The sequence below is a fragment of the Exiguobacterium sp. R-17 genome (genome assembly GCF_049913315.1).
In the GTDB taxonomy this organism is placed as follows: Bacteria; Bacillota; Bacilli; order Exiguobacteriales; family Exiguobacteriaceae; genus Exiguobacterium_A.
On the sequence record NZ_CP184372.1, the window covers coordinates 1,395,835 to 1,420,074 of the forward strand.

General features: G+C 47.1%; 29 protein-coding genes. 17 read left to right on the forward strand and 12 right to left on the reverse strand.

Features of this window, described 5'->3' with window-relative positions; genetic code table 11:
• The first annotated feature begins 47 nt into the window (after positions 1–47).
• Positions 48–1,184 carry a GGDEF domain-containing protein gene (locus ACN9MT_RS07365; protein WP_290774554.1) on the forward strand — a complete coding sequence of 379 codons (1,137 nt, stop codon included), beginning with the start codon at positions 48–50 and terminating at the stop codon, positions 1,182–1,184.
• A 55-nt stretch (positions 1,185–1,239) separates the two neighbouring features.
• On the opposite strand, the gene ACN9MT_RS07370 is transcribed toward ACN9MT_RS07365, so the two are convergent.
• The gene (locus ACN9MT_RS07370; protein WP_035408158.1) at positions 1,240–1,533 is read right to left on the reverse strand and encodes a hypothetical protein; all 294 of its coding nucleotides are present in this window, start codon (positions 1,531–1,533) and stop codon (positions 1,240–1,242) included.
• Between the two features lie 204 nt (positions 1,534–1,737).
• Entirely contained in the window at positions 1,738–2,421 is a 684-nt protein-coding gene (locus ACN9MT_RS07375) for a hypothetical protein (RefSeq protein ID WP_290750139.1), read from the reverse strand.
• A gap of 124 nt (positions 2,422–2,545) precedes the next feature.
• On the opposite strand from ACN9MT_RS07375, the gene ACN9MT_RS07380 reads away from it, so the two are divergent.
• Positions 2,546–3,619, forward strand: a complete 1,074-nt coding sequence (locus ACN9MT_RS07380; RefSeq protein WP_426273270.1) for a threonine aldolase family protein — start codon at positions 2,546–2,548, stop codon at positions 3,617–3,619.
• On the opposite strand, the gene ACN9MT_RS07385 is transcribed toward ACN9MT_RS07380, so the two are convergent.
• Positions 3,589–3,996 carry a MerR family transcriptional regulator gene (locus tag ACN9MT_RS07385; protein WP_426273272.1) on the reverse strand — a complete coding sequence of 136 codons (408 nt, stop codon included), beginning with the start codon at positions 3,994–3,996 and terminating at the stop codon, positions 3,589–3,591. The genes ACN9MT_RS07380 and ACN9MT_RS07385 overlap by 31 nt on opposite strands.
• An 82-nt stretch (positions 3,997–4,078) precedes the next feature.
• Here ACN9MT_RS07385 and ACN9MT_RS07390 point away from each other — a divergent pair, with 82 nt between their 5' ends.
• From ACN9MT_RS07390 to ACN9MT_RS07400, 3 genes are all read left to right on the forward strand, one after another.
• Complete coding sequence (locus tag ACN9MT_RS07390; protein WP_035408149.1) at positions 4,079–4,828, forward strand: SDR family NAD(P)-dependent oxidoreductase; 750 nt, start codon at positions 4,079–4,081, stop codon at positions 4,826–4,828.
• Between the two features lie 539 nt (positions 4,829–5,367).
• Positions 5,368–5,709 (forward strand): DUF3139 domain-containing protein, encoded by a 342-nt coding sequence (locus ACN9MT_RS07395; RefSeq protein ID WP_426273274.1) that lies wholly within the window; start codon positions 5,368–5,370, stop codon positions 5,707–5,709.
• 250 nt (positions 5,710–5,959) lie between these two features.
• Positions 5,960–6,085 (forward strand): hypothetical protein, encoded by a 126-nt coding sequence (locus ACN9MT_RS07400; protein ID WP_426273276.1) that lies wholly within the window; start codon positions 5,960–5,962, stop codon positions 6,083–6,085.
• Between the two features lie 189 nt (positions 6,086–6,274).
• On the opposite strand, the gene ACN9MT_RS07405 is transcribed toward ACN9MT_RS07400, so the two are convergent.
• Entirely contained in the window at positions 6,275–6,601 is a 327-nt protein-coding gene (locus ACN9MT_RS07405) for a DUF3139 domain-containing protein (RefSeq protein ID WP_214853536.1), read from the reverse strand.
• A 71-nt stretch (positions 6,602–6,672) separates the two neighbouring features.
• Positions 6,673–7,182, reverse strand: coding sequence for a hypothetical protein (locus ACN9MT_RS07410; protein WP_426273278.1), 510 nt, complete (start codon positions 7,180–7,182; stop codon positions 6,673–6,675).
• Between the two features lie 161 nt (positions 7,183–7,343).
• On the opposite strand from ACN9MT_RS07410, the gene ACN9MT_RS07415 reads away from it, so the two are divergent.
• Together ACN9MT_RS07415 and ACN9MT_RS07420 are read left to right on the forward strand one after the other, a co-directional pair.
• Positions 7,344–7,964 carry a class I SAM-dependent methyltransferase gene (locus ACN9MT_RS07415; RefSeq protein WP_426273280.1) on the forward strand — a complete coding sequence of 207 codons (621 nt, stop codon included), beginning with the start codon at positions 7,344–7,346 and terminating at the stop codon, positions 7,962–7,964.
• A 75-nt stretch (positions 7,965–8,039) separates the two neighbouring features.
• Positions 8,040–8,972: a cation diffusion facilitator family transporter gene (locus ACN9MT_RS07420; RefSeq protein ID WP_426273282.1), complete on the forward strand. Its 933-nt coding sequence runs from the start codon at positions 8,040–8,042 to the stop codon at positions 8,970–8,972.
• Positions 8,973–9,019: 47 nt separating this feature from the next.
• Here the strand turns inward: ACN9MT_RS07420 and ACN9MT_RS07425 are convergent, their stop codons facing one another.
• Positions 9,020–9,337: a hypothetical protein gene (locus ACN9MT_RS07425; protein ID WP_023468204.1), complete on the reverse strand. Its 318-nt coding sequence runs from the start codon at positions 9,335–9,337 to the stop codon at positions 9,020–9,022.
• A 175-nt stretch (positions 9,338–9,512) separates the two neighbouring features.
• Here ACN9MT_RS07425 and ACN9MT_RS07430 point away from each other — a divergent pair, with 175 nt between their 5' ends.
• Both ACN9MT_RS07430 and ACN9MT_RS07435 read left to right on the forward strand, forming a co-directional pair.
• Positions 9,513–10,712: an MFS transporter gene (locus ACN9MT_RS07430; protein ID WP_426273284.1), complete on the forward strand. Its 1,200-nt coding sequence runs from the start codon at positions 9,513–9,515 to the stop codon at positions 10,710–10,712.
• Positions 10,713–11,088: 376 nt separating this feature from the next.
• Positions 11,089–11,829, forward strand: coding sequence for a sugar nucleotide-binding protein (locus ACN9MT_RS07435; RefSeq protein ID WP_347356072.1), 741 nt, complete (start codon positions 11,089–11,091; stop codon positions 11,827–11,829).
• Between the two features lie 49 nt (positions 11,830–11,878).
• On the opposite strand, the gene ACN9MT_RS07440 is transcribed toward ACN9MT_RS07435, so the two are convergent.
• Both ACN9MT_RS07440 and ACN9MT_RS07445 read right to left on the reverse strand, forming a co-directional pair.
• Complete coding sequence (locus ACN9MT_RS07440) at positions 11,879–13,018, reverse strand: globin domain-containing protein (RefSeq protein ID WP_426273287.1); 1,140 nt, start codon at positions 13,016–13,018, stop codon at positions 11,879–11,881.
• A 139-nt stretch (positions 13,019–13,157) separates the two neighbouring features.
• A complete protein-coding gene (locus ACN9MT_RS07445) occupies positions 13,158–14,789 on the reverse strand; it encodes an ABC transporter substrate-binding protein (RefSeq protein WP_426273289.1) in 1,632 nt (543 codons plus the stop codon).
• Between the two features lie 102 nt (positions 14,790–14,891).
• On the opposite strand from ACN9MT_RS07445, the gene ACN9MT_RS07450 reads away from it, so the two are divergent.
• From ACN9MT_RS07450 to ACN9MT_RS07460, 3 genes are all read left to right on the forward strand, one after another.
• Entirely contained in the window at positions 14,892–16,127 is a 1,236-nt protein-coding gene (locus tag ACN9MT_RS07450; RefSeq protein ID WP_426273291.1) for an MDR family MFS transporter, read from the forward strand.
• Between the two features lie 15 nt (positions 16,128–16,142).
• Positions 16,143–16,715, forward strand: coding sequence for a GNAT family N-acetyltransferase (locus tag ACN9MT_RS07455; RefSeq protein WP_426273293.1), 573 nt, complete (start codon positions 16,143–16,145; stop codon positions 16,713–16,715).
• A gap of 160 nt (positions 16,716–16,875) precedes the next feature.
• Positions 16,876–17,106, forward strand: coding sequence for a helix-turn-helix transcriptional regulator (locus ACN9MT_RS07460; RefSeq protein ID WP_426273475.1), 231 nt, complete (start codon positions 16,876–16,878; stop codon positions 17,104–17,106).
• Positions 17,107–17,515: 409 nt separating this feature from the next.
• Here the strand turns inward: ACN9MT_RS07460 and ACN9MT_RS07465 are convergent, their stop codons facing one another.
• Positions 17,516–18,262 carry a hypothetical protein gene (locus tag ACN9MT_RS07465; RefSeq protein ID WP_426273295.1) on the reverse strand — a complete coding sequence of 249 codons (747 nt, stop codon included), beginning with the start codon at positions 18,260–18,262 and terminating at the stop codon, positions 17,516–17,518.
• A gap of 1 nt (position 18,263) precedes the next feature.
• On the reverse strand, positions 18,264–18,587 hold the full coding sequence (locus tag ACN9MT_RS07470; RefSeq protein ID WP_035397512.1) for a PadR family transcriptional regulator: 324 nt from the start codon (positions 18,585–18,587) through the stop codon (positions 18,264–18,266).
• 159 nt (positions 18,588–18,746) lie between these two features.
• On the opposite strand from ACN9MT_RS07470, the gene ACN9MT_RS07475 reads away from it, so the two are divergent.
• The 4 genes from ACN9MT_RS07475 (at position 18,747) to ACN9MT_RS07490 (ending at position 21,851) form a co-directional block, all read left to right on the forward strand.
• A complete protein-coding gene (locus tag ACN9MT_RS07475) occupies positions 18,747–19,523 on the forward strand; it encodes a CPBP family intramembrane glutamic endopeptidase (RefSeq protein ID WP_426273297.1) in 777 nt (258 codons plus the stop codon).
• Between the two features lie 63 nt (positions 19,524–19,586).
• The gene (locus ACN9MT_RS07480; protein WP_426273299.1) at positions 19,587–20,201 is read left to right on the forward strand and encodes a GntR family transcriptional regulator; all 615 of its coding nucleotides are present in this window, start codon (positions 19,587–19,589) and stop codon (positions 20,199–20,201) included.
• Positions 20,201–21,133 carry a DMT family transporter gene (locus ACN9MT_RS07485; protein ID WP_426273300.1) on the forward strand — a complete coding sequence of 311 codons (933 nt, stop codon included), beginning with the start codon at positions 20,201–20,203 and terminating at the stop codon, positions 21,131–21,133. Before ACN9MT_RS07480 ends, ACN9MT_RS07485 begins: the two co-directional genes overlap by 1 nt.
• A gap of 16 nt (positions 21,134–21,149) precedes the next feature.
• Positions 21,150–21,851, forward strand: a complete 702-nt coding sequence (locus tag ACN9MT_RS07490) for a DUF554 domain-containing protein (protein WP_058265885.1) — start codon at positions 21,150–21,152, stop codon at positions 21,849–21,851.
• Between the two features lie 44 nt (positions 21,852–21,895).
• Here ACN9MT_RS07490 and ACN9MT_RS07495 read toward each other — a convergent pair whose 3' ends face one another.
• Complete coding sequence (locus ACN9MT_RS07495) at positions 21,896–22,366, reverse strand: NUDIX hydrolase (RefSeq protein ID WP_426273303.1); 471 nt, start codon at positions 22,364–22,366, stop codon at positions 21,896–21,898.
• Between the two features lie 3 nt (positions 22,367–22,369).
• Positions 22,370–23,116 carry an arylamine N-acetyltransferase family protein gene (locus ACN9MT_RS07500; RefSeq protein WP_426273305.1) on the reverse strand — a complete coding sequence of 249 codons (747 nt, stop codon included), beginning with the start codon at positions 23,114–23,116 and terminating at the stop codon, positions 22,370–22,372.
• Between the two features lie 183 nt (positions 23,117–23,299).
• Between ACN9MT_RS07500 and ACN9MT_RS07505 the strand changes: the two genes are divergently transcribed.
• Positions 23,300–24,220, forward strand: coding sequence for an ABC transporter substrate-binding protein (locus ACN9MT_RS07505; RefSeq protein ID WP_426273307.1), 921 nt, complete (start codon positions 23,300–23,302; stop codon positions 24,218–24,220).
• The last annotated feature ends 20 nt before the right edge of the window (positions 24,221–24,240 follow it).

Genomic DNA, 24,240 nt, shown 5'->3' on the forward strand with positions numbered 1-24,240 from the left:
AAATTGACTTTAGTCAAGTAGATAGAGAAAGAAAGGTCGGTCTTCTTGTGAAATGGTCAACGTTGCAACGGTATTTGTTTTTGGCACTCTGTGCGCTTTTATTTACAAGTGTTTGGAGCTATCAAGCTTTCCTAAAAATCGAACGAGAAAACGCCCGTATCTTAAAAGAAGCTATTCCGATCTCAACGGAAGCAGCAGAACTGTTTCCAGCGTTGTTGAATCTAGAACTCAGTGTCCGGAGTTACATCCTTTCACCGAACAAAACGGATCTAGCACAGTATGAACGGACGATTAATCAGCTGGATCAAACGATCACGCGGCTGAACCGGCTAGATGCGAACCATCCCATCATGCGAAAACTCGTTCGGACGGAGGCAATTCCCCGTATCGAGACGGCGACGCAGTTTTACGACACGCAATTTGAACTCGTCAAGGACGGTGACAGAGCTTCAGCAGAGGCAAGACGATATCAAGGAATGCAGTTCATCGAAACGTTCCGACCGATTGATGCCCGTTTGCGAACAGACGTCAACCGAATCATTGCGGAAGCAACACAACGCTCCGAGCAAGCATCGAGTGCTGCGAAATGGGTTATCGTTGTCGTCGCGAGCATCGCTGTTCTTGTTTTGATTGCCTTCATCCAGACGTTTCGAATGGAACGCAGCAAACAAGTCTTGATTCATCGTTCCTTGCATGATGCATTGACTGGCATCCCGAATCGGCGAGCGTTCGATGAACGATTGGAGAAGCTTCTCGAAGAAGCCAAACAAGAGCAGACACCGCTCTCCTTAATACTGATTGATGTCGATGCCTTCAAGTCCTACAATGACACGTATGGTCACTTAAAAGGGGATGAATGTTTGAAGGAAGTGGCTCGCGTCTTAAAACGGCAGGCTCGGCATGGACAAGTCGCACGATACGGAGGAGAGGAGTTCACGGTTTTACTGACGCGTGGCATAGAAGAAACCCGTCATATCGCAGAACGGATTCGACAGGACATTCTTGATTTGAACATCACACACGAGCAGTACGAACCCCTTTGCCGGGTCAGCGTCAGTCTTGGCTTGACGTCACTTGTACCCGAAGAACAGACGACAGAGAAGGAAATCATCGACCAAGCCGATCAAGCACTGTATCGAGCGAAAGAGAACGGACGGAATCAGATTGGGGACTTGGCAGGGTGAATACGATAAAATCCCCCGCGTGAGTGTTTGCTTCTCACACGGGGGATTTTTCATTTCATTGTAAGATGACGCAATACGATCGATCGGAAATGAGAGGCGCCGATATGACATAAACCGTCCTGACAGGTTCACCACCGACACGCGCATTAAGTTGTGTGAGCTGGGAACGAATCTTACGGCTTAAGCCATATCGTAATTCAGTACTGAGCTCATCAACATCTTCCTGTACGTGCAAGAGAAGTTGGAACGGTTCAAGCGAAAAGATTGAAAAATCACAGGAAATCCGCGGATCCTCGAATTTTTCATTCAATTCCTTCTTAATGTAATAGGCTTCTTGTGCACTAATCAACTTTTCTCACCTCACTCTCCTGATAAATCAGCTCTTTCTCTACTATAGTCTATATTACCCATTTTTCTGGCAACTAATCGTCTGATTTTGAAAAAAAGTCAATCCGAATTTTGAAATCATCCAAAATCTATTTTCAAGAAATCCTCTTAAACTCCGCCAAAAAAACGCCAAGCTTCAATGAGCAGGGCGGAAGGAGAGAAAAATTCAAGATATCGAAGACTGGACATGGCATTTCTTTAAATATTGTTCCATAGCTTGGACGAAGAAGGTCAGTTGATGAGTGGAGATGACGGGTACCTTTCCGTACCGCACTTCAAAATAAAGCGGATCAACAGGTGACGGAAAAGCGATTCGCTCGAACCATTCCGTCACGGTCTCATGTGTCCTGCGCTGTAACGAAAGCGGAAGTTGCTCATTAAAACGAACGAGTTGTTTTCGAATCGAGTCAGCAGGTAGGTCTTTTGTCTCGTAAACGAAAATCGGAAAGCGTGGTGGAAGTACATGACCCGATGCATCTAGTCGCGGCCGACGCAACCACTGGAGATAGTGCCATAAAAACCAGCTACAAAACAGGAGAACGAGACATAAGATGAGAAGATAAGGAGGTGTCGTCACCGAAGAGTCAAAACCGGTCCGGAACCAAGGAGTAGGAGGATCGGCTTCACTAATCGTGACAGTACTTCCGTCTCCGCCGTATGAGGTTCCTTCCTCGACTGCACTAAACATCGATGCTTTCGGACCACAGCGATCAATGCAGTATGTATTTGTTGCTGGATCGATTCGTCCAAGTAGTGACGTGTAGAATGACGGGACGAATTGTTGGATGGCAAGCAGTAGAAGACAGACGATTGGAATAAGAAGCAACAGGCGAGTGCGGAGCGTTTGCACGATAGGGACACCTCCTTTGACGAGTACGTTTAACAGACGTTCGCTACACAGTATAGCAAAAGTGGAGATAGAATATTTTGATTTTTTCAAAAAATAGTCATTGATTTAGAAAGGAATGAATAGTATGGATTTACGATCGAGTTACCAAAAAACGACAAAACGATTGGATGGACACGGAAGTCGAACCATCGGAGTATTACAAGAAGCGTTGCAAACCGTTTCTGCCGATCAACCAAGCGATATGTATGGAAACGGCGAATTGATTAAAACGTTCGAACGTAAGATAGCAGACTTACTCGGGCACGACGATGCGATCTTTTTTCCGAGCGGTACGATGGCGCAACAAATTGCGTTACGGATCTGGTCTGATGAACGGAATAATCGTAAGGTTGCCTACCATCCCCTTTGTCACCTCGAGATTCATGAGCAGGATGGGTTGAAGGAATTACACGGGATTAAACCAGTACTAGTCGGAGAAGTCGATCGCTTAATGACGATAGACGACGTCAAAGCCTTGCCGGACGTCAGTTGCTTGTTACTTGAACTGCCACAACGCGAACTCGGCGGACTGCTTCCGTCGCGTGAGGAACTTGAAATCATTTGCGCATATGCACGGGAACAAGGAATTCGTCTGCACTTGGATGGGGCACGCCTACTTGAAATCTTACCGTACTATGAGGCATCGGCAAAAGAAATCGCAGAGTTATTTGACAGTGTCTATATCTCTTTTTATAAAGGTCTTGGCGGCGTCGCAGGAGCGATCTTAGCCGGACCGGAAGCATTTTGTAGCGAGGCTCGCATCTGGAAACGTCGCTATGGCGGTGATTTGATTAGTCTCTATCCGTATATTCTATCCGCGGATCATTATTATGAACAACGAAAAGACCGGATGGCGGAGTACTATGTAGTCGCAAAAGCACTAGCGAGCAGCTTGAATGCGATACCAGGCATCTCGACTCGTCCCCTTGAGCCGGTCTCAAACATGTTTCATCTTTACTTTGAGGCAGATAAAGCAGTCGTCGAGGAAAAATTGATTGAAATCCAGTCGCACGGAAAAATTGGTATCGCCGGCTATCTTGTCGAGAAAGAAAAAGGCTGCGCAACGGAAATCAATATCGGCGATAGTTTTCTTGCGTTGACGACTGACGAACGTGAAAGGGTCTTTCGTCAGTTGACGGAAGTGTTCTCAGAGGATTGAATGACATCAGGAGCGGGAATCGTAGGATGGAGGCGACGATAGGTGTCGACTTTTTCTGCGATCATTCGCTCCGTTTCTTGTAATGCTGCCAGTTGAGCTAAGACGTTTGCATGGTGTGCTTCAAGCAACGCAAGGCGTTCGCGGGTCGTATCCTGCTCGCCGTGAGCAAGAAACAGTGACACATACGTACGGATTTGCTCGATCGGCATATGCGTTTCACGTAAGCGGAGGACAAATCGAAGCCACGTCACGTCTTGGTCGTCATAACGTCGTTGGCCATTCTGGCGCTTCGGAAACAGTAATCCTTCTTTCTCATAATAGCGAATCGTATGGGCACTCGTCATCGTCAGTCGACTGATTTCAGAAATCGTATACATGAATCTCACCTTTCTGCTTGACTTAGAGTTCACTCTAAGGATTAGACTCTGACTATACCAAATCGAAAAGGGGATATGCTAGATGAAGTACACGGTCATTACAGGAGCAAGTTCAGGAATTGGGTATGAGACGGCAAAACTACTCGCAGGAAAAGGAAAGTCACTCGTCCTTGTCGCGCGCCGGACGTCAGAGCTCGAAAAACTTCGGGATGAAGTCAAACAGATTTCACCAGACAGTGATGTCATCCTCAAGTCGATCGACCTTTCTGATAACCAAAACGTTCATGATCTTTATGAAGGCTTAAAAGAACTTGAAATTGAAACATGGATCAATAATGCTGGGTTTGGTGATTTTGATCTCGTCCAGGACATCGATCTCGGGAAAATCGAAAAGATGCTCCGCTTGAACATCGAGGCACTGACGATTTTGTCGAGCTTGTTCGTCCGCGACCATCATGATGTCGAAGGAACGACGCTCGTCAATATCTCGTCAGCAGGCGGCTACCGGATCGTACCGAATGCCGTCACGTACTGCGCGACGAAGTTCTATGTCAGCGCCTATACGGAAGGACTCGCGCAAGAACTGCAAAAAGGCGGCGCAAAACTCCGGGCGAAAGTGCTCGCACCAGCTGCGACCGAGACAGAGTTCGCCGATCGTTCGCGCGGGGAAGTAGGGTTCGACTACAGCAAGAACGTTAAGAAATATCATACGGCGGCTGAAATGGCAGGCTTCCTGCATCAGTTAATCGAAAGTGACGCAATCGTCGGCATCGTTGACGGCGAAACGTATGAATTTGAATTGCGTGGTCCATTGTTCAATTACGCGGGATAAAAACTAAGTAAGGTCCCTTTTTCAATTGAGAAAGGGACCTTCTTTATGTAAGCATTATATATACGAATTTCATGAATGCATCAATAAAGACATCAATTACTTATTTTTTTAAGAGTTTCTTTGCTAACTTCCATACGACATAGACGACTGCGCCGATAATCAAAAGATTCATCAGAGCGCCGAAAATCATGAATTGTTCCACGATGTGACCACCTTTACATACGTTTTTTAGAGGCGAAAGCATGCTATTTACGTTTTCGTTTTGAGAACCTCAAGCTGATAAAGAATAACGCCATCAGAACTATTGCGATGTTCACGGCTAACGTTAATCGCTTATTATCAATCACTTGACCATTTAAGAAGTTCAAAGTAAGAACAATCAACATAGATAACAATAAAAAGTATTTTATGGATTTTTTTATCATAAAAAACTTCCTTTTTTTGTGTTTTTCTATTAGTTTATATATATCGACATTTTAAAAACAAGGAGAATGTCTAATACGAAGAATGACACAGAAACGATTCTCAGGAGTGATGAAATGAAACGAACCTTTATATCGATTACGTTATTGATGATTCTAGGAGTCGGCATTATCGGTGCTTCAGCCTATAAGTCGTTGTACTATGATGAAAAACAAGAGGTCACTCAGGCAATCAATCACTATCTGACGCAACAGAATTATATGACACACGTGAAGAATAAAGAAATTCGTTATGATACGAGCACAGGTGAATTCTTCGCACGCGTCGTGTTCGAAGATGAACCGAATAATGAATATGAGATTTATCAATCGGGATCGAGTCACATTGACGTCACGGGATATAAAGACGGCGTACAGATTACGAACAAACAAGAAGGACGGTATATTTCAAAGGATTGACAACACGTTAAATCCATTGAGGAAACGAGGTGATAGAATGAAAAACATGATCTTTTTAGGAAGCGTCGTTGCTCTACTAACGGTACTTTTTTCACTTCATTACGGAGTACACCTTATCGATGATACAACGCTTAAAATATCTCTGTTGATTTCGCTAATCGTTGTATTGATTACGCGGAAGAAATGGAAGATTGCGTTTACTACAGCGGAATGATTTTGAGAGTGTATGAAGGATTGGGAGAGATAAAGGATGAATGAGAATGAATTCTTTGACTGGAAAATCAGCTTGGATGATGAACTATATGCCGTCATTGATGAGAAGGCGAGAAAAATGGTAGTCATGGGAAACTTCATCGAACTAACTGCAGTCTTGTGATTGGATCAAAAAGGCACACTGCAATTAAAGCCGACGTGGGATTGTGTCATATCCATCGATGATGCTGCAAAACAGATTACGATCCGATCGGCAGAATCATTGAACATGAAAGAAGAATGTTAAGTTACCAAAAACGAGTCCATTCACGAAATTCGTGGAGAGGACTCGTTTTTGATTTGAAAAGACAAGTTACTTTAATTCATGTTGACCAGGGACAGTCACTTCAACATTATGCTGGTCGTATACGGTCGTCAGTACATGCCCCTCAATGATTTCATAGTAGTATGTATGATCCAGTTCATTCGTGTATGTGATTTTCATCTCATATCTTCCAGTTTTTGAATCATAGACCGTTTCTTTTTTAGAGATATCCTGATCGTATCCTGTTTCAGCCAACAAACGTTCAATCTTGATTTCCGTAATCACCTTAGATCCTAATCGATACGTTGGATAGGCGGCAATTAGCATGACGAGAACGACAAGGGTATAGACTAGTGGACGTACTTCTTTTTTCATGCGATCACTTCCCGTCAATTTGATGGTATAGGTATAAAAGTCGTTTGAAAAAGGTCGCTCGTCTGAGTCATTTAACGAAATCGAATTATTTGTATCAAACGAATCATGGTAGAAAGAAGAAGATACAAAGCGGACGCGGTTATTAATACCAAACAGATATATATCAGAAATGTGTTCAGATTAAAAAATTGTGAGTTTAGATAAATGGAGAATCCGACTAAAACATCATCGATGTAATCTAAAGCTAATCCGGCATCGATCATTTGTTGTCTTTTGAGATGCTGATATGTAACGAAGCTTTCCCGCTGATGAAAATAACCGATGTAGGTATAGGTAGCGGCTAAAATGATCGTAGTCATCAAAGAGAGGGGACGAGCATCAATCAAATAAAAAAGAACGATGATTCCTAATACGATAAGTGGAAGCAGGAAAACGATGATGTAAGCAAATAAAATTCCTGGATTGCCGTTTCCGCTGATCTGATGAGAACTTACTTCAAATCCATGTCCTGCCCAGAAGAAAAAAGCACAAATCGTTATTAACACTAACAAGACAATCTGTAACTGTTTCAAACGGTTCATTTGCTGACTCCCTCCATAAAAAAACGTCTATGTATAGTATTACATGTTTCTCTGATTTCATAGTGTGGGATTTCAGTGATAAGGGATATCGGAAATTTACTATTTAATCATTTGCAGGGCAGGAAAAGGTGAATGGAGGATTGTTGAAAGGAGAAATGAACTTGAAATCATTATTTAAAAAGTATATCGATCAACAGTATGCAAGACCAAAGGGTATCATCGGGACATCAATTGGAGAATTCATGGTCCGGCAACATCGGGAAGAAATGAAGTGGACCATCGAAATGCTCAATGTTCAAACAGGAGAAGCGTTTCTTGAACTCGGCATGGGGGCGGGACATGCCGTTGACTACCTCCTCTCGCGAACAGATGCGGCGCATGTTACGGGTCTTGATCTCTCGAAGGCAATGGTTCGTTCTGCTACGTTTCGTAATCGCCAAGCCATTCAAGCAAACCGAGCGACGATTCAGCAAGCCGATTTAAACCATTTAAGATTACTCCATGAAACGGTCGACGGCATATATAGCATTCATACGATCTATTTTTGGGAATCCGTCGATCAAACGCTCCAAGAAATGTATCGATCCTTACGACCAGGTGGACGATTCGTTTTGACATACTGTGATGGAAAAGCGGGAGAAGAATGGGAAGAACTTCAGGGGAAGATCAAGCGGGAATTCATTCCGCTTGCGAACGAAACAGGATTCGAATCAGTCATTTTGAAACGTGGACCAGTCATTCGTTCGTTTCATACGGTAGCGCTTGTGGGATATAAAGGATGAGCCCGTTGACCAAAGAACAGTGGCACGTTATAATTCAAATAGACGTTTGAATGAAAGGTAAAAGGGGGCAATGTCATGGCACATGATCATCATCATCACCATCATACGGATAATAAAAAGGTACTCGGCTTGTCGTTCCTGATCATTACTGTGTTCATGATCGTCGAGGTCATCGGCGGAATTTGGACGAACAGTTTGGCATTATTATCAGACGCCGGGCACATGTTAAGTGATTCGATTTCACTTGCGATTGCCCTGTTAGCCTTCCAGTTCTCGAGTCAAGCACCGGATGCGAACAAGACGTTCGGTTCAAAACGCTTTGAAATCTTAGCCGCAATCCTAAATGGCGTGACGCTGATAGTCATCGCTCTCTATATTTTCATTGAAGCCATTCAACGCTTCATCGATCCACCCGCTGTCGCAACGACGGGGATGCTGATCATTAGTGTCCTCGGGTTGCTCGTCAACATTTTAGTTGCCTGGATCATGACACGCGGCGGTGGGCACGAACATAACCTCAACATGCGCGGTGCGTATCTGCACGTCTTAAGCGACATGCTCGGATCGGTCGGTGCGATTGTAGCCGCCTTGCTGATCCTGTTCTTCGGTTGGGGATGGGCGGATCCACTTGCGAGTATCATCGTAGCGATCCTCGTCTTACGGAGCGGTTATTACGTGACGAAGGCGTCCGTTCACGTCTTGATGGAAGGAACGCCGAGTGATGTCGACATTGATGAGGTCGTTTCGACGATTCAGACGAACGAAGCCGTTCTTGGACTACATGATCTACACATCTGGTCGATCACGAGTGGGTATAACGCGTTATCGTGTCACGTCGTCGTCAAGGAGAACATGACCGTTCGGGAGTCGGAGTCGATTCGCGAACAGATTGATCACGACTTAAAACATGTCGGTATTAACCACGCGACCATCCAGGTCGAGACGGATCAACATGCACATGGCAATACGTTGTATTGTGACGGCAAACACGAATCGCATACGCATTAAAAAACGAGCACACGTCCAAAGTCGGACATGTGCTCGTTTGCTTATGCTCAAATGATCGGCACCGTTGGTAGAAACAGCGTCGCGAACAGACTGATACTCAAGAACATCGAGTATCCGAAAAAGGTCGTTTTGGCATTTCCAGCAGCTCGGTTACCTAAGTACATGAAAAAGACGATGGATAAGAACGTCAAACCCGTCAATACGGACGAGTGGTGTTGATCCGGCGAAGGAGCAAGCGACTGGACAAGATGCGCGAGACCAAGCGGCAGGACAATCAAAAGAAAGTAGTAACCTAGACGTGCCTCAGACGGGACGTCGACCTGTTCCTGTTCGGTTTCATAGTCATAACGCGTTTGCGTTTTCATGGATCTTCACCTCCCTATGCGTTTTAGTATAGCGAATGAACATGTCGGCTCTGTTACAGATGGGTAAGAATGCCTTAACAGACGATGACGATGTGATGACGAAAAAAGAATGGGCAGCAATTGAGAAAAATTGTAAGATGAACAAGAAGTCGTTTTAGGAAAGGAATAAAGCATCATGTCACGTGCGTTTCGTTTTATGTATGTCTCCGATTTGTTATCGACTGTCGGGACGAGTTTTGTTTATATTGCGATTTACTGGTTGAGCGCGGAACAGATTAGTGCTTCCGGTGTCGCCTTGCTTGCAACAGGTGTGTTTTTGATTCGTTTTCTCGTTTCAACGTTCGTTGGACCGTGGATTGACCGTTTCGTCAGCGCATCGTTGTATCAAACGACCTTACTCATTCGCTTGCTAGCGCTTGGTATTACGTTAGTGGGAATCGGTCTGACAGACGTCGTCTTACCGTGGTTACTCGGCTTGCTCGTCGTTCAGACGATCCTGCAAATCGTTGGTGGAAATGCTGTCTTCACGTGGGTCGTTGATCTAGTCGAAGATGACCAATTGCCGCAAGCGAATGCCTATCTCGCAACAATCGAACGGATCGGGACGTTAAGCGGATTCTTACTTGGTGGGATGATGGTTGCCCACTTCTCGATTGCGAGTATCTTGTGGCTCGATCTGGGACTGCATCTCGTTGCCTGGTTGCTCGTCCGACACATGACGGGACAGGTCGCAGAAGGAGCGCGTGTCGGATCGTACCGCGAAGCGTTACTCGAAGGGATTCATTACGTCGCGCGTGACGGTCGCTTAAAATGGATCCTTGGTTGTGCGATCCTTGCGAACTGGATGATCACACCGATGAATACCTTACTTGCGCCATATGCCAAGAACGTCTTATCGGGGAATGCCCAAACCTTTTCCGCACTTGAGCTAGCGACGGTGATCGGGGGGATCACGATGTCGCTCCTTTACGGGAAGTGGGTCGTCTCGATCAGACAGGATAAGCTGTTTCGGATCGCAGTCGTGCTGCAAGGACTCGCGATTGCAATCGTTGCTTATATATCGTCCGTGCCCCTTGCGATTGGCGGATTCGTTTTACTCGGCATGGCGCTGACATTGTTCGGGATTCCGTTTGCGACATTGTTACAACGCTCGACGCCTGCGCACTTGCTCGGACGGGTTCAAACGGCGATGGTCGCAGCATCAACGGCGTGTTCTGCACTCTGTTACGGATTATCATCGTACTTGACGTCGCTCTTTAGCGTCTCGTTTGTTTTCCTACTGTTTTCCTTAAGTGGTCTCGTGTTGACAGCTATCTGGTTACTCATTCATCGTAACGTTTCCTTTACCGAGGCACGACAGGATAAGGTCGGATGAAATATCCGCCTTGAGGTGGAGGTAAGCGGTTTCGCGCTTATGTACACTAGAGATAGAAATGAACGATGAGGAGTGGAGTCGATGGAGAGTTTATGGATCACGGCATTATTGTTTTTGATTCCGATCAGTGGGATGACGGTCTTCTTGAATGTACTGTGGCGCCGAATGGCAACGGAAGGTGTTTCGGAGTAATCATGAACTAAACAGTGCGCCTGCTTACCGAGATTAGATCGGATAGCAGGCGCTTTTTTCATTTGAGTCATGACTGGTCGTAGAAGAATAACCTCAGATTCGTTAATTCAGCGATTCGCGTGTAAACTGAAGTAGCAAGTGGTTTTATGATTTTTTCGATCGAAACTAAGGGGGATGAATCACAATGAAAGCAATCATTACAGGCATGAACGGAACGGTGGCACCCGTCGTTGCGGACGTCTTAGCAAAGCACGATATCGAGACAGTCGCGTGGGATCGGACGAAAGTCTCAACGACTGACGAGTCTCAGATGCGGACGTTTTTAGAAACGGAACGACCGGATTATTTCCTACATATTGGGATGGGGTCCGTCAGTTGGACGGATGCGCTCGTCCGTTTGTGCCAGGAATATCAGATTCCGTTCTTTTTCACGAGTACAGTATCTGTTTTTTCGGACGACGTACCAGCACCGATTGAAAAGGACGCTGTACCGGATGCGACCGATGAGTATGGTGCCTATAAGATTGCTTGCGAGCAAGCGATTCAAGCAATTGATCCTCAAGCAAAAATCGTCCGAATCGGCTGGCAGATCGGGACGGAGGCAGGTTCGAACAACATGGTCGACTTCTTCACGAACGAGATGAAGCAACACGGCGTCATTCAAGCAAGTCGAAACTGGTATCCGTCGAGTTCGTTGCTTGAAGATACAGCAGAAGCGCTCGTTACGATTTTACTTGAACGCGAAGCGGGGCTCTATCAGTTGAACGGAAACGATCGTTATTCGATGTACGATTTAGCGCATGCCTTAAATACACTCCACGCGAAAAACTGGACGATTGAACCAGTCGATGAACCGCGCCGGGATAACCGGATGGCGACAGATGTCGTTTTGGTCCGTCCGTTGTCAGAACGATTGCCACTCTAATCAAACATCCCGCTCTCCTTGACGTGTATCAAAGCGAGCGGGATGTTTTTTACTGCGTGACTGGCGTTTCCGCGGCAAAAGCGAGTGCCGGTCCAAAGATTTCGTAATGCAGTTTGTCCGAAGACGCCGTGAAGTGTTTAATGACGTATTGAATCATTGCTTCCGGACCACAGACGTATGTCGAATCCGTGATGCTTGCGATGACGTCTTTCGGCAGACGACCCGCTTGATCCGTCGCCTGGTGCTCTGCGTAACGAATGACGCGAGCGCCACGCTGCTCAAGCAGGGCGAGTTGTTCGTTAAACGGACGATTGCGTTCATCTTGGACGGCGTGATGTAATGTCACGTCTCGTCCAGCAGCTAACGCTTCGTCTGCCATTGCAAGCATCGGTGTGATACCGATTCCACCAGCAATCAGAACGACGGGTTCACCTGATGCATCAAGCGTGAAGGCCCCAGCTGGCGCACTGATTAACACCGTATCACCGATTCGAGCTGCATGTAAGTAGTTCGAGACGATGCCTTCTCGTTTGACACCAATCGTATAAGTCGTCGTGTTTGATGCCGTTGTCAGACTGTATTGACGATTGTGCCATAAGCCGTCGCTATCTTGAATCCGTATCGTGATGTATTGCCCTGCTCGATAATCAGGGAGCGGACTGTCCGTTTTGAAAGTCAGCGAGCGGATGCCGTCTGCTTGTTCCTGGATATCCGAAATCTTGACGGACTGATAACCGTAAAAGTCTTTCGCCTGTTCGTCCTGCGTGTATAGTTCGGCTTCGAGTGTGATGAACAAATCGGCAATCTCCCCGTATGCTTCACCCCACGCTTGCAGGATTGCAGGCGTTGCGGCTTCCCCTAAGACGTCTTGCATCGCTCCGAGTAATTCTTGACCGACGAGTGGATACATCTCCGGCTTGATTTGAAGACTCCGGTGTTTATGCAGCACTGGTAATAAGACTGGTTTTAACGTCTCGAGTCGATCGATGTGAGCAGCAGCGGCATAAACGGCTGTAGCGAGTGCTTGCGATTGTCGGTCACTCCGTTGATTCGATTGATTGAAGACATGTTTGAGTTCTGGATGAGCTTGAAATAAACGTTGATAAAAGACTTTCGTAATTGCGGCGCCATGCGATGCAAGGACCGGGACGGTTGATTGAACAATTTGAATGGTAGAGGTTGATAACATAAGACCACTTCCTTTTCACTAAGTAATGAATACAGTCTTAGTATTTCGCAGCCTCGTCATTAATACAACATTTAAAATACTAGATTAAAGAATTTCGTGCGTTTTGTCACAAGCAAGTCAAAATATCGACAAGGATTCGTCACGATTGATTAGATATCCAGAGCTTTGAGAAATCAAAATAACCGAACGAGTCGATCGTAATATTTTGCAGCTCGATCGGATACGGAATTAGTCGTGTATCGTGATAGAACGGGATGAAATACGATTCGTTAATCAAGTAGCGTTCGATTGCTTGATGAATCGGAAGCCAGTCTTCGAACGGTGTTGCATCGTATTGTTCAATCCATGTCAGCATCTCGGGCATCTGCTGAAATAGCCGGATCGGTGGTGAAAAAGTATTCGTCATGAACTGATAGAAGGCGTACTGGACATTCCGCTCGAACACTTCGGCATGAATGGCGAGATCGATCGTATCGTAGACATGAAAATCCGTAATACTCTCTTCGAATCCGACTTCGACGAACTCATACGGAATCCCGTCCTGATCAAATCGCTGACAGAGCCAACGTGTTACTTTGTCCGTAAAATCAGTCAACTTGATCCGGATCGGTTGCGTGAACAAAACAGCAGGACCGTCCGGGACGGTATACGATGGACTATAGGACTCAAGAAAACCAGAGTCGTTCGGTTGTGTCCGCTCATGGAAGTCATGAATGCCATCACGGACTTCCGTGATGAGCCGGTGGATATAATGTCGCGCTGCTTTTGATTCAAACGGACCACCGGCGCGTGGATGGAGAAAGACGAGACCAAATCCGGACTGCGTCGCGATCGTATCAATCGGACTGGAGTCAGATGCTGATGTCCGGTAGACCGGATCGTATTGCTCCGGCATCTGGATGAACTCAATTCGGTCGAGCAGGGCGCGGATGCCAAAGTAATTCGGAAATGCCGTCAGAACGGTTTTCTTATCGTCATGTTGCGTCAGTTGAAATGGTCCCGTTCCAACGCCATCTTTGATGATGCTCGTATGTATCGAGGCGAGCTGTGGCAAAATCGAACTCCTGCGCTGATCGAGTGTGAGATCGACCCGGTACGGACCGTTTGAGACGATATGTTTGACGTGCCGATAAGAAGAGGCATAAGCCGGATAGTTGATCAGAGCACGGAGACTCTTCGTCACTTCCTTACTCGTCAGGAGGGAACCGTCATGAAAGCGGACGTCCTTACGTAAGAAGAGACTGAGCATCGAACCATTCCAGGTATAGTGATGTGCCAGTTCACCTTGGATGTTGCCGTCGACGTCAATCGTAAACAAACGGTTGAAGACGTTTTGGACGAGGTGAGCACTATGAATGTCCGCTGCTTCTAACGGGTGTGTCGTCAAGAAGTTGCGTTTTCGAGGAATCAGCAAGGCGTCCGATGTCGTCTGTGTATAGCCGAATTTTCGTTCGAGTTGGCGCATGAAGCGACCGGCTTGCGCCGGCGACCAGTCCCACGTCAATTCCTCCGTCACTGATTCGATTGAATCACTGTCGATCCGCTCGAGCATCCGTTTCGCATACTCCCGTTCAACGTGGCGCAACCAGACGAGTTCACTTAAGTTGCCTCGTCCGCGACCACTCGTGTAATTCATCCAGCCATCTTCCTGCCATTTATTGAGATATCGTTTCGTTTGTTTAGGACTGAGATGGATGGCGTCGGCAAGCGTCGCAATCGAGTAGTGTCCATTTCGGCAAGTCTTCCATAACATAAAAATATAAGCATCCATCGTCCTTCTCCTCCTTAAAAGGGGACATCTTTTTTAAATGACGTCCATTTTTCCTGTGTCTTGTCTTGTTTATGATACAGGTAGAGAATGGAAGGTAACAATATGAAATGGAAAGAAATACCGAAGCCAATTAAAGTACGTCTCATCACATCGTTTTTCAACCGCGCTGTCTCGTTTTCGATCATGCCGTTCATGGCTCTCTTGTTCGTCCAGGCATTCAACGAAGTCATCGCCGGTGCGTTTTTGATTGCGATGGTCTTCGTCAGCTTCATCACCAATCTGCTCGGTGGATATCTTGCCGACCGCTTCTCTCGTAAACGCCTACTCGTCACGACTTCTGCGCTCACGGCGTTGACGTTCATCACGATGACGATTTCATTGACATACGACTGGATGCTGCTGTTCATGGTCATCTACGCTGTCTTCTCGGTGACGAGTAATCTTGGTCGACCGGCAATGGGGGCGATCATCATCGATGCAACGACGAAGGAAAATCGCCAAGCGGTTTATGCGCTTGACTACTGGCTGATCAATCTCTCGATCGCCATCGGAACGGCGCTCGGAGGCTGGCTCTACGTCAGTAACCAACTGCTGTTGTTTTGGATCTTGAGCTTTACGTCGTCCGTTTTACCGGTCGCGTACTACCTGTTTCTCGACGATACGCCACGGACGTGGCAGCGCCAAAAACTACGTGGTGTCATCACGGATATCTTTACAAGCTATCAACTCGCTTGGCGGGACCGTCCGTTCGTCAAGGTCGTTTTCGGTTCGATGTGTATCTTAGCGGCTGAGTTTTCGATGGGCAGTTATGTCGCCGTCCGCCTCGCTGATTCGTTCGAACCACTATCATTTGCCGGGTGGTCGATCAACGGGGTCCGGATGATGAGTATCATCAATATCGAAAATACGTTGCTCGTCGTCACGTTGACGTTCATCGTCCAGCGACTTGCGAAGCGTCTGTCGCCGCGCCGGACACTCGCTGCGAGTCTCATGCTGTACACGATCGGTTACGTTGTCGTGACGAGTGCCAATAGCATGACGGCACTGATGGTCTTCATCTTCATCGCAACGATTGGCGAGTTGCTCTACTCCCCGGTCTTGAACACACAAAAAGCAAATATGATGCCAGCCGATCAACGTGGGGCGTACTCAGCGTTCGCGGGAACGTCGTTTGCTGGAGCCGATTTACTTTCTCGATCGACGATTCTCGTCGGGACCTTCTTGATCCCGTCGATGATGAGTGTATACCTCGGATTGATCCTCTTGACCGGATTTGGATTAGTCTATACGAGTCTGTTCGTGAAGGAATCTGTCGAACGAGAGCGAAACGTATCTTAATAAGGGGGAATACAGATGAACTTACCAAATACTATCGAAACACCACGGCACTTGTTACGCCGTTGGCAAGAAAATGATGCAGCCGCATTGTATGCTTACGCGAAGGATCCGAATGTTGGACCGAAAGCAGGTTGGGCGCCGCACGCGTCACTTGACGAAAGCCAAGAAGTGATCGGCATTTTCCAAGCGTCACCTGGCGAGTATGCCGTGACCGATAAGGAGACGGGAGAAGTCATCGGGAGCTTCGGATTTCACTTTAATCGTCGGCCGGACGATTCGATCACCCATGACCGTCAAGTCGAGATTGGATATGTCCTCGCACCTGATTACTGGGGAGAAGGACGGATGCCGGAAATCGTTGAAGCGATGCTTGATTTCATCTTCCGGGAACTGCCGATCGATGTCGTTTGGTGTGGCCATTTTGATTTTAATGACCAATCACGCCGTGTTGTTGAGAAACTCGGGTTTACGCCTGTTCTTGACCGACCATTCGTCTTGGAACGAATCGACGGACGGACCGTGACGAGCCATGTCTACAACTGGACGCGAGAGCGGTATGAGGCAAAGCGCGAAATAAAGAACACGTAATTGAAACCAACACAAGTAATCAGCGAACTTCTCCTAATCTGAGAATCTCGCTTTTTATTTGATTTGATGTGTAAAAAAAACTTTACTTTAAGTCAAAAAAACTTTACTGTTTATTTATGGTAATAAATAAAGGACTGATGAAAGGAGAGATGGTTTGGGCATCAAAAGTGATGGATTCATTAAGAATCGATTAGCGATCTTAAGAGCTGAAAAAGGATGGTCGCAAAAAGAATTGGCAGAGAAGGTCGGGGTCAGTAGACAAACCATTATTTCTTTAGAAGGAAGTCGCTACAGCCCTTCGTTGATTCTAGCGTTTGAAATTGCTTATTTATTTAATAAGGACATTAACGAAGTATTTCAATATGAGCGAGAAAGCGAGGGAAAAGGATGATTTTAAACATAATAGTAATACCGATTTTTCTATTGAGCTTATTCGTATCGCTACCGTTTATTTTCGGTGAGGAAGGAAGAGATGAGCGGGGAAGGCGAATTGTTTCAAGCGCATATACGTATACTTTTCCGATTTTTCCAATTGGTTGGTTACTGTTAGAAACCTACCATCGTAATTACGCTAACCTGACATTTGTCGATTATCGAAATATATTAGGATTACTTATTCCTCTAACATTCATTGTTTTAGGTGGTGTGATTTTTACATTAAAAAGACGAGTGTAAATCTTTAATCTACCCAAATAACTCAAGATGTGAAAGGTGTGAAAAGTTATAAGACAAAGCAGCGACGTTTTCAAGGTAGGAGAACGTCGCTGCTTTGTCTAATTTTCTACTTTACGATTGAATGATTAATCTACCTTACTGTTTTTGGATGAACGGATAAAAGTAACTGCAATCGTAATCGAGGTCAAAACATAACTCACGAGGACGGCGGTAATCTCTGACAAATTAAATACAAACAAAAGCAGCAGTTGGGGCACGAAAAAGACGAACACTGCAATCGGTAAAATCCATGTCTTCGTTTTCCATGCCGTGACGAGAATCCAGGCAATTAGAAGGGCACCAATTAACCAACCAACGCTCGGAGATAACGTGATTTTGGGCGAATCAATGAGTCCGTTGACGATCAATAGTCCGACGATCAGGAGAAGATGAACACTCCCATGAATACCATAACGCAGGAGGCGTGGTCGAGCAGTATCGCGTAAGGCGTCTTTGCGGAACAACAATGCCAGGGTCGTCAAATAAACAGCGTTTATCAGTAGGAAGCCACCGACGAGCAGGATACTGTAAGTCGTCGTGCCATTCAAGAGATTTTGTAAGTATAGAAAGCTGGACGCACCAAGATACACTTGCATGATCGTCCAAAAGGCTTGTTTTGAATCAAATGCCATCTCGTGTGAGATCGACTGGATATAGGCACCCGGACTGTCACCTGTGATCGCGCGAACCGATTTGCCCTCCGCTTCCGCTTCAATCAGATGGTCTTCGAGTTCAAGGACGATCTCGTTCGTCGCTTGTTCATTTTTTCCCGAAGCAAGCAGGTAGACCTTCAAGTCTTCCAAAAATCGGGTTGATTCCGTTGATAGGGTCATCTCAATCATCCTCCTTTAAAATACTTTCAACACTTGTCGAAAGGTGTTGCCATCTTTCCTTGAAGGCGGTGAGTTCTTCTGCACCGCTCGTCGTGATCGAATAATACTTCCGTTTTGGACCGGACGGAGAGACGCGTGAAGTCGCTTCGATCCAGCCCAGTTTTTGCATCCGGATCAATAAGGGATAGATTGTTCCTTCGCTGATGTCAGCGAAACCGTATGCTTTGAGTTTCGTCGCCAGTTCATAACCATAAATCTCTTCTTCCGCGATCAGTGCAAGTAAACAACCGTCGAGAATCCCCTTTAACATTTGCGTCGATGACATCCGCATCATCCTTTCGCTACTTGGTATTACAAGGTAATGATATACCAAGCTATTTTGTATTGCAAGGTAGCTAAAGAAAAAAGATTCATTTTCCTGAAAAAAAAGTAAACAAATCATAAAGTAGATACGTCGCTTGTTTAGAAAAGGGAGGTATTGATCGTGGATAAACGAAATACCGTCGTCTCGGCAACCGTCGTCTTCATCATCATGGGTATCGTCATGGCTGTCTCTGCGTTTGGTTTCGGCATTCGTTACGGTGAACCGGAGTTGTTACGTATCGCGATCTTCGATGAAATCGTAACAGCGATTTTTCTCGTCTGGTACATTCGTCGTCATGCCACGTTTGCTGCCGTCGGGTTTTCGAAATTGCAGTCGCGGGGTCTAATCTGGTACATTCCGTTACTGCTGATCGTTCTCGTTCAAGTGGGATTGATCGTCAATGCGTTGTTCACGTCCTCGATATCATCATCGGCACTCCAACTTGTCGGAATCGTCTCCCTGACGACCTTATTCGTCGGTTTCAATGAGGAAGTCTTGTTTCGGGGCATCATCTTACGCTATCTTAAACCGAACGAACATCCGTATCGTGCCGTCCTTATCAGTGCGCTTCTGTTCTCATCTTTCCACTTGCTTAATTTAATCGCCTTGATTCCACCGACATCGATGTTGTTCCAACTTGCGAACACATTCGTCTTTGGTGTGTTCTTAGCGATCATCGCTGCGGATGTCGTGAATGTTAATTTAGGAATTACGGTTCTTTTGGCGCAAGTCTATCTTCTCGTTGCGATCGTTATTCAATTAATCTTGTTGAAACGACATGATCTCAGCCATCTGAATGGACCGATGAATCCACGTAACGTTCGAATGGTTGACTCTCCGTTTTTTGACGGGGAGTTTTTATTTGGAATAAAGGTAGTATCAATGATTAATATGTAATATATTACTTATATGAAACCTAAAGATGATTTAGCCATTACACGGCTTCCTCTCAGTGAGGAAGTGTATCGACGTTTACAGCATCACATCATCACCTTACGCCTCGCCCCAGGTGAGAAGGTGAACGATCAAGCGCTCGCGGAAATGTTCGGAGTCAGCCGAACACCGGTCCGAGAAGCCTTGAAACGACTCGAAGAGGAAGGATTGATTTTTGCGAAACGGGGCTCGCGGACGATCGTGACGGAGCTTGATGCTGAACAAGCACAGCAAACCTATCCGATCATCGCGACGCTGCACGGACTAGCAGCACGGCTAGCGGGACCGCAATTGACGGAAGACGACTTGATAGTACTTCAGACGATCCATCAACAGTTCACGACGGCGATTGATCAGCAGGAGACGGAGACGGCGCTGTCGCTAGACGATGCCTTTCACGATGTTTTTGTGCAACGCAGTCAGAACGCTCAGCTACGAGAAACGATTCGCCGATTGACACCGCTGATCCGCCGGCTCGAATACGCCCAGTTCGATCGACTCGGACGCCGATCGATTGCCGATCATGCCGCGATTTTAGTTGCGTGTGAACAACGGGATGTTGAACAGCTCGTTCAGGCGACTGAACACAACTGGAACGGGCTCGGTCGTCTACTTGTTTCGACCCTAAAGGAGGAGCGCTAATGCGACCGATCATTTACGGAATCTTAGCGGCGATGTTTTTTGCCGTCACCTTCATCCTGAATCAATCGATGCAAGGAGCAGGGGGGCACTGGATCTACAGTGCGTCGCTTCGCTTCTTCTTGATGTTGCCGTTCTTCGTCGTCATCGTCTTGATGCGTCGAGGTATCGGACGTGTCATACAAGCCCTGCGAACAGATATCGGCTTTTGGTTACTGTACGGAACGATCGGTTTTGGGCTGTTTTACGGTAGTATCTGTCTCGCTGCCGATCATGCGCCGGGCTGGCTGATTGCCGGAACGTGGCAATTGACGATTTTAGCCGGACCGCTGCTTGCGCCCTTGTTCAAACAACGGATTCCGTGGTCAGCTCTCAAGTATTCCGTCTTGATCGTCCTTGGGGTCGTCGTCATGCAAGTATCCGTCGCAGGAAGTCTATCGCTACAATCCTTACTGTTCGGTGCCTTACCGGTGCTCGTCGCTGCGATTGCCTATCCGCTTGGTAACCGGAAGATGATGGAACGGTATGGGGATGAGCTCGATGTCTTTGAACGGATCCTTGGAATGACAATCGCCAGTCTACCGTTTTGGATCGTGCTCTCCGTAATTGCTTACATACAAGTCGGATTACCAAGTGTCAGTCAAGTGACCCAGTCCGGCTTCGTCGCCTTATTCTCAGGCGTCATCGCGACATCGCTCTTTTTCTATGCGACGTCACTCGTCCGGACGGAACCGGTCCGGTTAGCCGCGATCGAGGCGACCCAGTCGTTTGAGATCGTCTTCACCGTTCTCGGAGAGATTTTGTTTCTCCATGCGGCACTACCGACGGGACTCGCGACATTCGGGATCATCCTCGTCATGCTCGGGATGACGTTGCATAGCCTGAATCAGGCGGAGCGGACGGTCGTCCGTCCTGCGAAACGAAAAATCAATTGAGAAAGTAGGTTGTCAGATGGTTTTAACAGGTACACTCGTCAATACCGTCCTGATCATCATCGGGACGTTGCTCGGATTGATGTTCCACCGGATTCCGGAACGGATGAAGGAGACGGTCTTGCAAGCGATTGGTCTAGCCGTCGTCGTGCTCGGGATCCAGATGGGGATGAAAAGCACGAACTTTTTGATCGTCATCGGTAGTCTCGTTCTCGGAGGTGCGATCGGAGAATGGTTCCGCCTTGATGAGAAGCTCGACCGGATGGGGGCGTGGCTCGAACGTAAGATCAGTCGCGGTCGTCCATCGAATATCGCCGAAGGCTTCGTCACCGCGACGTTGATTTTCGTCATCGGGGCGATGGGTGTCCTCGGTGCGCTCGACGGTGGACTGCGTCAGGATCATGACGTCCTCTATACGAAGGGGTTGATTGACGGCTTCACGGCCCTCGTCCTCAGTTCAACGCTCGGGATCGGCGTCATATTCTCAGCGATTCCCGTCTTCCTCTATCAAGGGGCGATTGCACTGAGTGCTGTTGCGATCACGAAGTTCATTCCCGACGCCGCGCTGCAAGAATTCATCTTGGAAATGACGGCGACCGGTGGGGTGATGATTGCAGCGATCGGACTCAATCTAGCCGGAATCACGAAGATTCGTGTCGCGAACTTGTTACCGGGCATCGTCATCGTCGCTGTCATCGTGACGGGCTTACATCTATTCTAACGAAACATCCCCGCCTGTCCGAAAGGACGAGCGGGGATGTTGTGTTATGTCTCAATCAATTCATGTGTCTCGTATGCCGTGATCGTATGTCCATCGTAATGGAAGTCATGCAGTAATGGGTGCTCGGTCGACAGAGCAATCGGTAGGTAGTGCCGGAGGTTGCTGATGATACCCATGTTATCGTCGCTTAAAATCCAGTCGAGTGCTTTCCAATCGAGGATTCCTTCAACTGTCATGACCGGTGTCGGAAACGGGCGATCTTCTAAATCAGCCAGGTAGAGGTACATGCCAGATGTCTCTTCCCCATGTAAGCGAACGATACCTTTTGATGTCACTGAGGTGAGCGTGATGCCCGTCTCTTCAAACGTCTCGCGGATGACGGCGGCTTCCGGTGTCTCGCCCGGTTCGATTTTACCACCGACACCATTCCACATGCCCATCGCCGGACGTTTTTGCCGATTGACGAGTAAAAAATGGTCTGCGTGGCGGATTAAACAAAGTGTATAACGATCCATGATTTACGACTCCCGTCCTAAAAAGTGTGTGTTGTACAGCATCTCGAATTGGGCGGGACCTGCGACCGGTAACTCGGTCGTCGTCGTTTCTTCAATCCGTAACGTCCGCTCAGTCAACGTCTTTTGTCCGGTTGGCGTCCGCATCGCGACGAGGCGACCTTTATTGAACGGCGAATCGTCGCTCTGCTGGATGATCTGTTCCATCTTCGATAAGTCATCTGTTGTAATGGATGTCTCGCGGTCGAACCGGTATCCAGTCACAAACTCCGCTTGTCCCGTTCGCTTCATCTCAAGTGTGTCATTATTGATGATCCGGTAACTGCCGCTCGCGGAATGAACGGTTTCCCCACTCAACGGAACCGGAACGAGCGGTAAGTTGACACCGAAGCCGGTATCGAGCAAGTGTGTTTCATTCCAAAGGATCGCGACATGGGTTGGTCCGGTCGCTGACCAGGCGTCCGACTTCGTATCGTAGACAGTCGCTTGCACGAGTCGAACGGGACGTTTCAGTTCCTGCAGGACCCGGTGCAGCAGTCCGTTTAAGTCATAACAGACACCACCGCGTCGCTCTGTCAGAAATGTCTCGATGAAGCGCTCGTCGCTAAACGGACGGATGCGCTTCTCAAGGACGGTCGTATTCTCGAACGGTAACTGGTAGGCGAAGGCTTCGAGTAAGTCAGGTAGTTGATCAAACGTGATTGCATCGAGCGGAAACTCAATCCGCTGTCCTAAGTCTCTCATCCAATCCATCTCTGATTCCTCCTTTGTTCACTACCTGATTATCCCATATTCCTTCAGAAAATGTGGCTTTCAGTCTATATTATCTGAAAATAAGGATTTCCCTTTTGTTCGATGGGAATCTTTGATATGCTGAGACAGGATTAATTAAGAATGATTCTCAATGTCGAATCACGAATTAAAGGAGGTCTCACCATGAGACGGAAAACTTGGATGACAGCGTTGACGCTCCTCGTGTTGAGCAGTTTGATGCTTGCAGCTTGTTCAGGTCAAGCAGAGCAATCGAACGAAAAGACGCGGACGATCACGCACGAAGCAGGAAAAACGAAAGTACCGGAAAAGCCGAAGAAGGTCGTCGCGCTCGAATTCTCGTTCGTTGATGCGTTAGATGAACTCGGTATCACACCGGTCGGGATTGCACAAGAAAACAAGACGGATGTCTCTGGATTACTCGGAAAAGACATCGAGTTCACGGAAGTCGGTACACGCCAACAACCGAATCTTGAAGTGATCAGTTCCTTGCAACCGGATTTGATCATCGGCGACTTCAACCGTCATAAAGGAATTTATAAGCAATTACAAGAAATCGCACCGACGATCATCTTGAAGAGTCGCAATGCGACGTATGAAGAGAACATCGATTCGTTCAAGACGATTGCGGAAGCGGTCGGCAAAACGAAACAGATGAACGATCGCCTTGCCCTGCATGAAGAGCGTTTGCAGGCAGCGAAGAAGAAGGTTGATCCAAACGACGACCGGAAAGTCATGGTCGGTGTCTTCCGCGCCGATTCACTGACAGCGCACGGTGAGACGTCGTTTGACGGTGAGTTGCTCGAGAAGATCGGTATCGAGAATGCCGTTACGAAAACAGCGGAACCGACCGTGACGATCACGTTAGAGCAGATGGTCAAGTGGGATCCGGACGTCATCTTTATGGCGGAAGCCGATCCGAAGTTACTGAAAGAGTGGAAAAACAATCCGCTCTGGAATCAGATCACAGCGGTCAAAAACGGAGAAGTCTATGAAGTCAATCGTGACCTCTGGACACGTTACCGTGGTCTGGACGCTGCTGAACAAATCGTTGACGAAGCAATTCAATTGCTCAAACAGAAATAACGAACGACAAAAAGCCGGAG

Excerpts from the sequence above, each read along its gene's own strand:
- ACN9MT_RS07380 (WP_426273270.1), top strand. The coding sequence starts at position 2,546 with ATGGATTTACGATCGAGTTACCAAAAAACGACAAAACGATTGGATGGA.
- ACN9MT_RS07385 (WP_426273272.1), bottom strand. The coding sequence starts at position 3,996 with ATGTATACGATTTCTGAAATCAGTCGACTGACGATGACGAGTGCCCAT.
- ACN9MT_RS07390 (WP_035408149.1), top strand. The coding sequence starts at position 4,079 with ATGAAGTACACGGTCATTACAGGAGCAAGTTCAGGAATTGGGTATGAG.
- ACN9MT_RS07395 (WP_426273274.1), top strand. The coding sequence starts at position 5,368 with ATGAAACGAACCTTTATATCGATTACGTTATTGATGATTCTAGGAGTC.
- ACN9MT_RS07400 (WP_426273276.1), top strand. The coding sequence starts at position 5,960 with ATGAATGAGAATGAATTCTTTGACTGGAAAATCAGCTTGGATGATGAA.
- ACN9MT_RS07405 (WP_214853536.1), bottom strand. The coding sequence starts at position 6,601 with ATGAAAAAAGAAGTACGTCCACTAGTCTATACCCTTGTCGTTCTCGTC.
- ACN9MT_RS07410 (WP_426273278.1), bottom strand. The coding sequence starts at position 7,182 with ATGAACCGTTTGAAACAGTTACAGATTGTCTTGTTAGTGTTAATAACG.
- ACN9MT_RS07420 (WP_426273282.1), top strand. The coding sequence starts at position 8,040 with ATGGCACATGATCATCATCATCACCATCATACGGATAATAAAAAGGTA.
- ACN9MT_RS07425 (WP_023468204.1), bottom strand. The coding sequence starts at position 9,337 with ATGAAAACGCAAACGCGTTATGACTATGAAACCGAACAGGAACAGGTC.
- ACN9MT_RS07430 (WP_426273284.1), top strand. The coding sequence starts at position 9,513 with ATGTCACGTGCGTTTCGTTTTATGTATGTCTCCGATTTGTTATCGACT.
- ACN9MT_RS07435 (WP_347356072.1), top strand. The coding sequence starts at position 11,089 with ATGAAAGCAATCATTACAGGCATGAACGGAACGGTGGCACCCGTCGTT.
- ACN9MT_RS07440 (WP_426273287.1), bottom strand. The coding sequence starts at position 13,018 with ATGTTATCAACCTCTACCATTCAAATTGTTCAATCAACCGTCCCGGTC.
- ACN9MT_RS07445 (WP_426273289.1), bottom strand. The coding sequence starts at position 14,789 with ATGGATGCTTATATTTTTATGTTATGGAAGACTTGCCGAAATGGACAC.
- ACN9MT_RS07450 (WP_426273291.1), top strand. The coding sequence starts at position 14,892 with ATGAAATGGAAAGAAATACCGAAGCCAATTAAAGTACGTCTCATCACA.
- ACN9MT_RS07455 (WP_426273293.1), top strand. The coding sequence starts at position 16,143 with ATGAACTTACCAAATACTATCGAAACACCACGGCACTTGTTACGCCGT.
- ACN9MT_RS07465 (WP_426273295.1), bottom strand. The coding sequence starts at position 18,262 with ATGACCCTATCAACGGAATCAACCCGATTTTTGGAAGACTTGAAGGTC.
- ACN9MT_RS07470 (WP_035397512.1), bottom strand. The coding sequence starts at position 18,587 with ATGTCATCGACGCAAATGTTAAAGGGGATTCTCGACGGTTGTTTACTT.
- ACN9MT_RS07485 (WP_426273300.1), top strand. The coding sequence starts at position 20,201 with ATGCGACCGATCATTTACGGAATCTTAGCGGCGATGTTTTTTGCCGTC.
- ACN9MT_RS07490 (WP_058265885.1), top strand. The coding sequence starts at position 21,150 with ATGGTTTTAACAGGTACACTCGTCAATACCGTCCTGATCATCATCGGG.
- ACN9MT_RS07495 (WP_426273303.1), bottom strand. The coding sequence starts at position 22,366 with ATGGATCGTTATACACTTTGTTTAATCCGCCACGCAGACCATTTTTTA.
- ACN9MT_RS07500 (WP_426273305.1), bottom strand. The coding sequence starts at position 23,116 with ATGGATTGGATGAGAGACTTAGGACAGCGGATTGAGTTTCCGCTCGAT.
- ACN9MT_RS07505 (WP_426273307.1), top strand. The coding sequence starts at position 23,300 with ATGAGACGGAAAACTTGGATGACAGCGTTGACGCTCCTCGTGTTGAGC.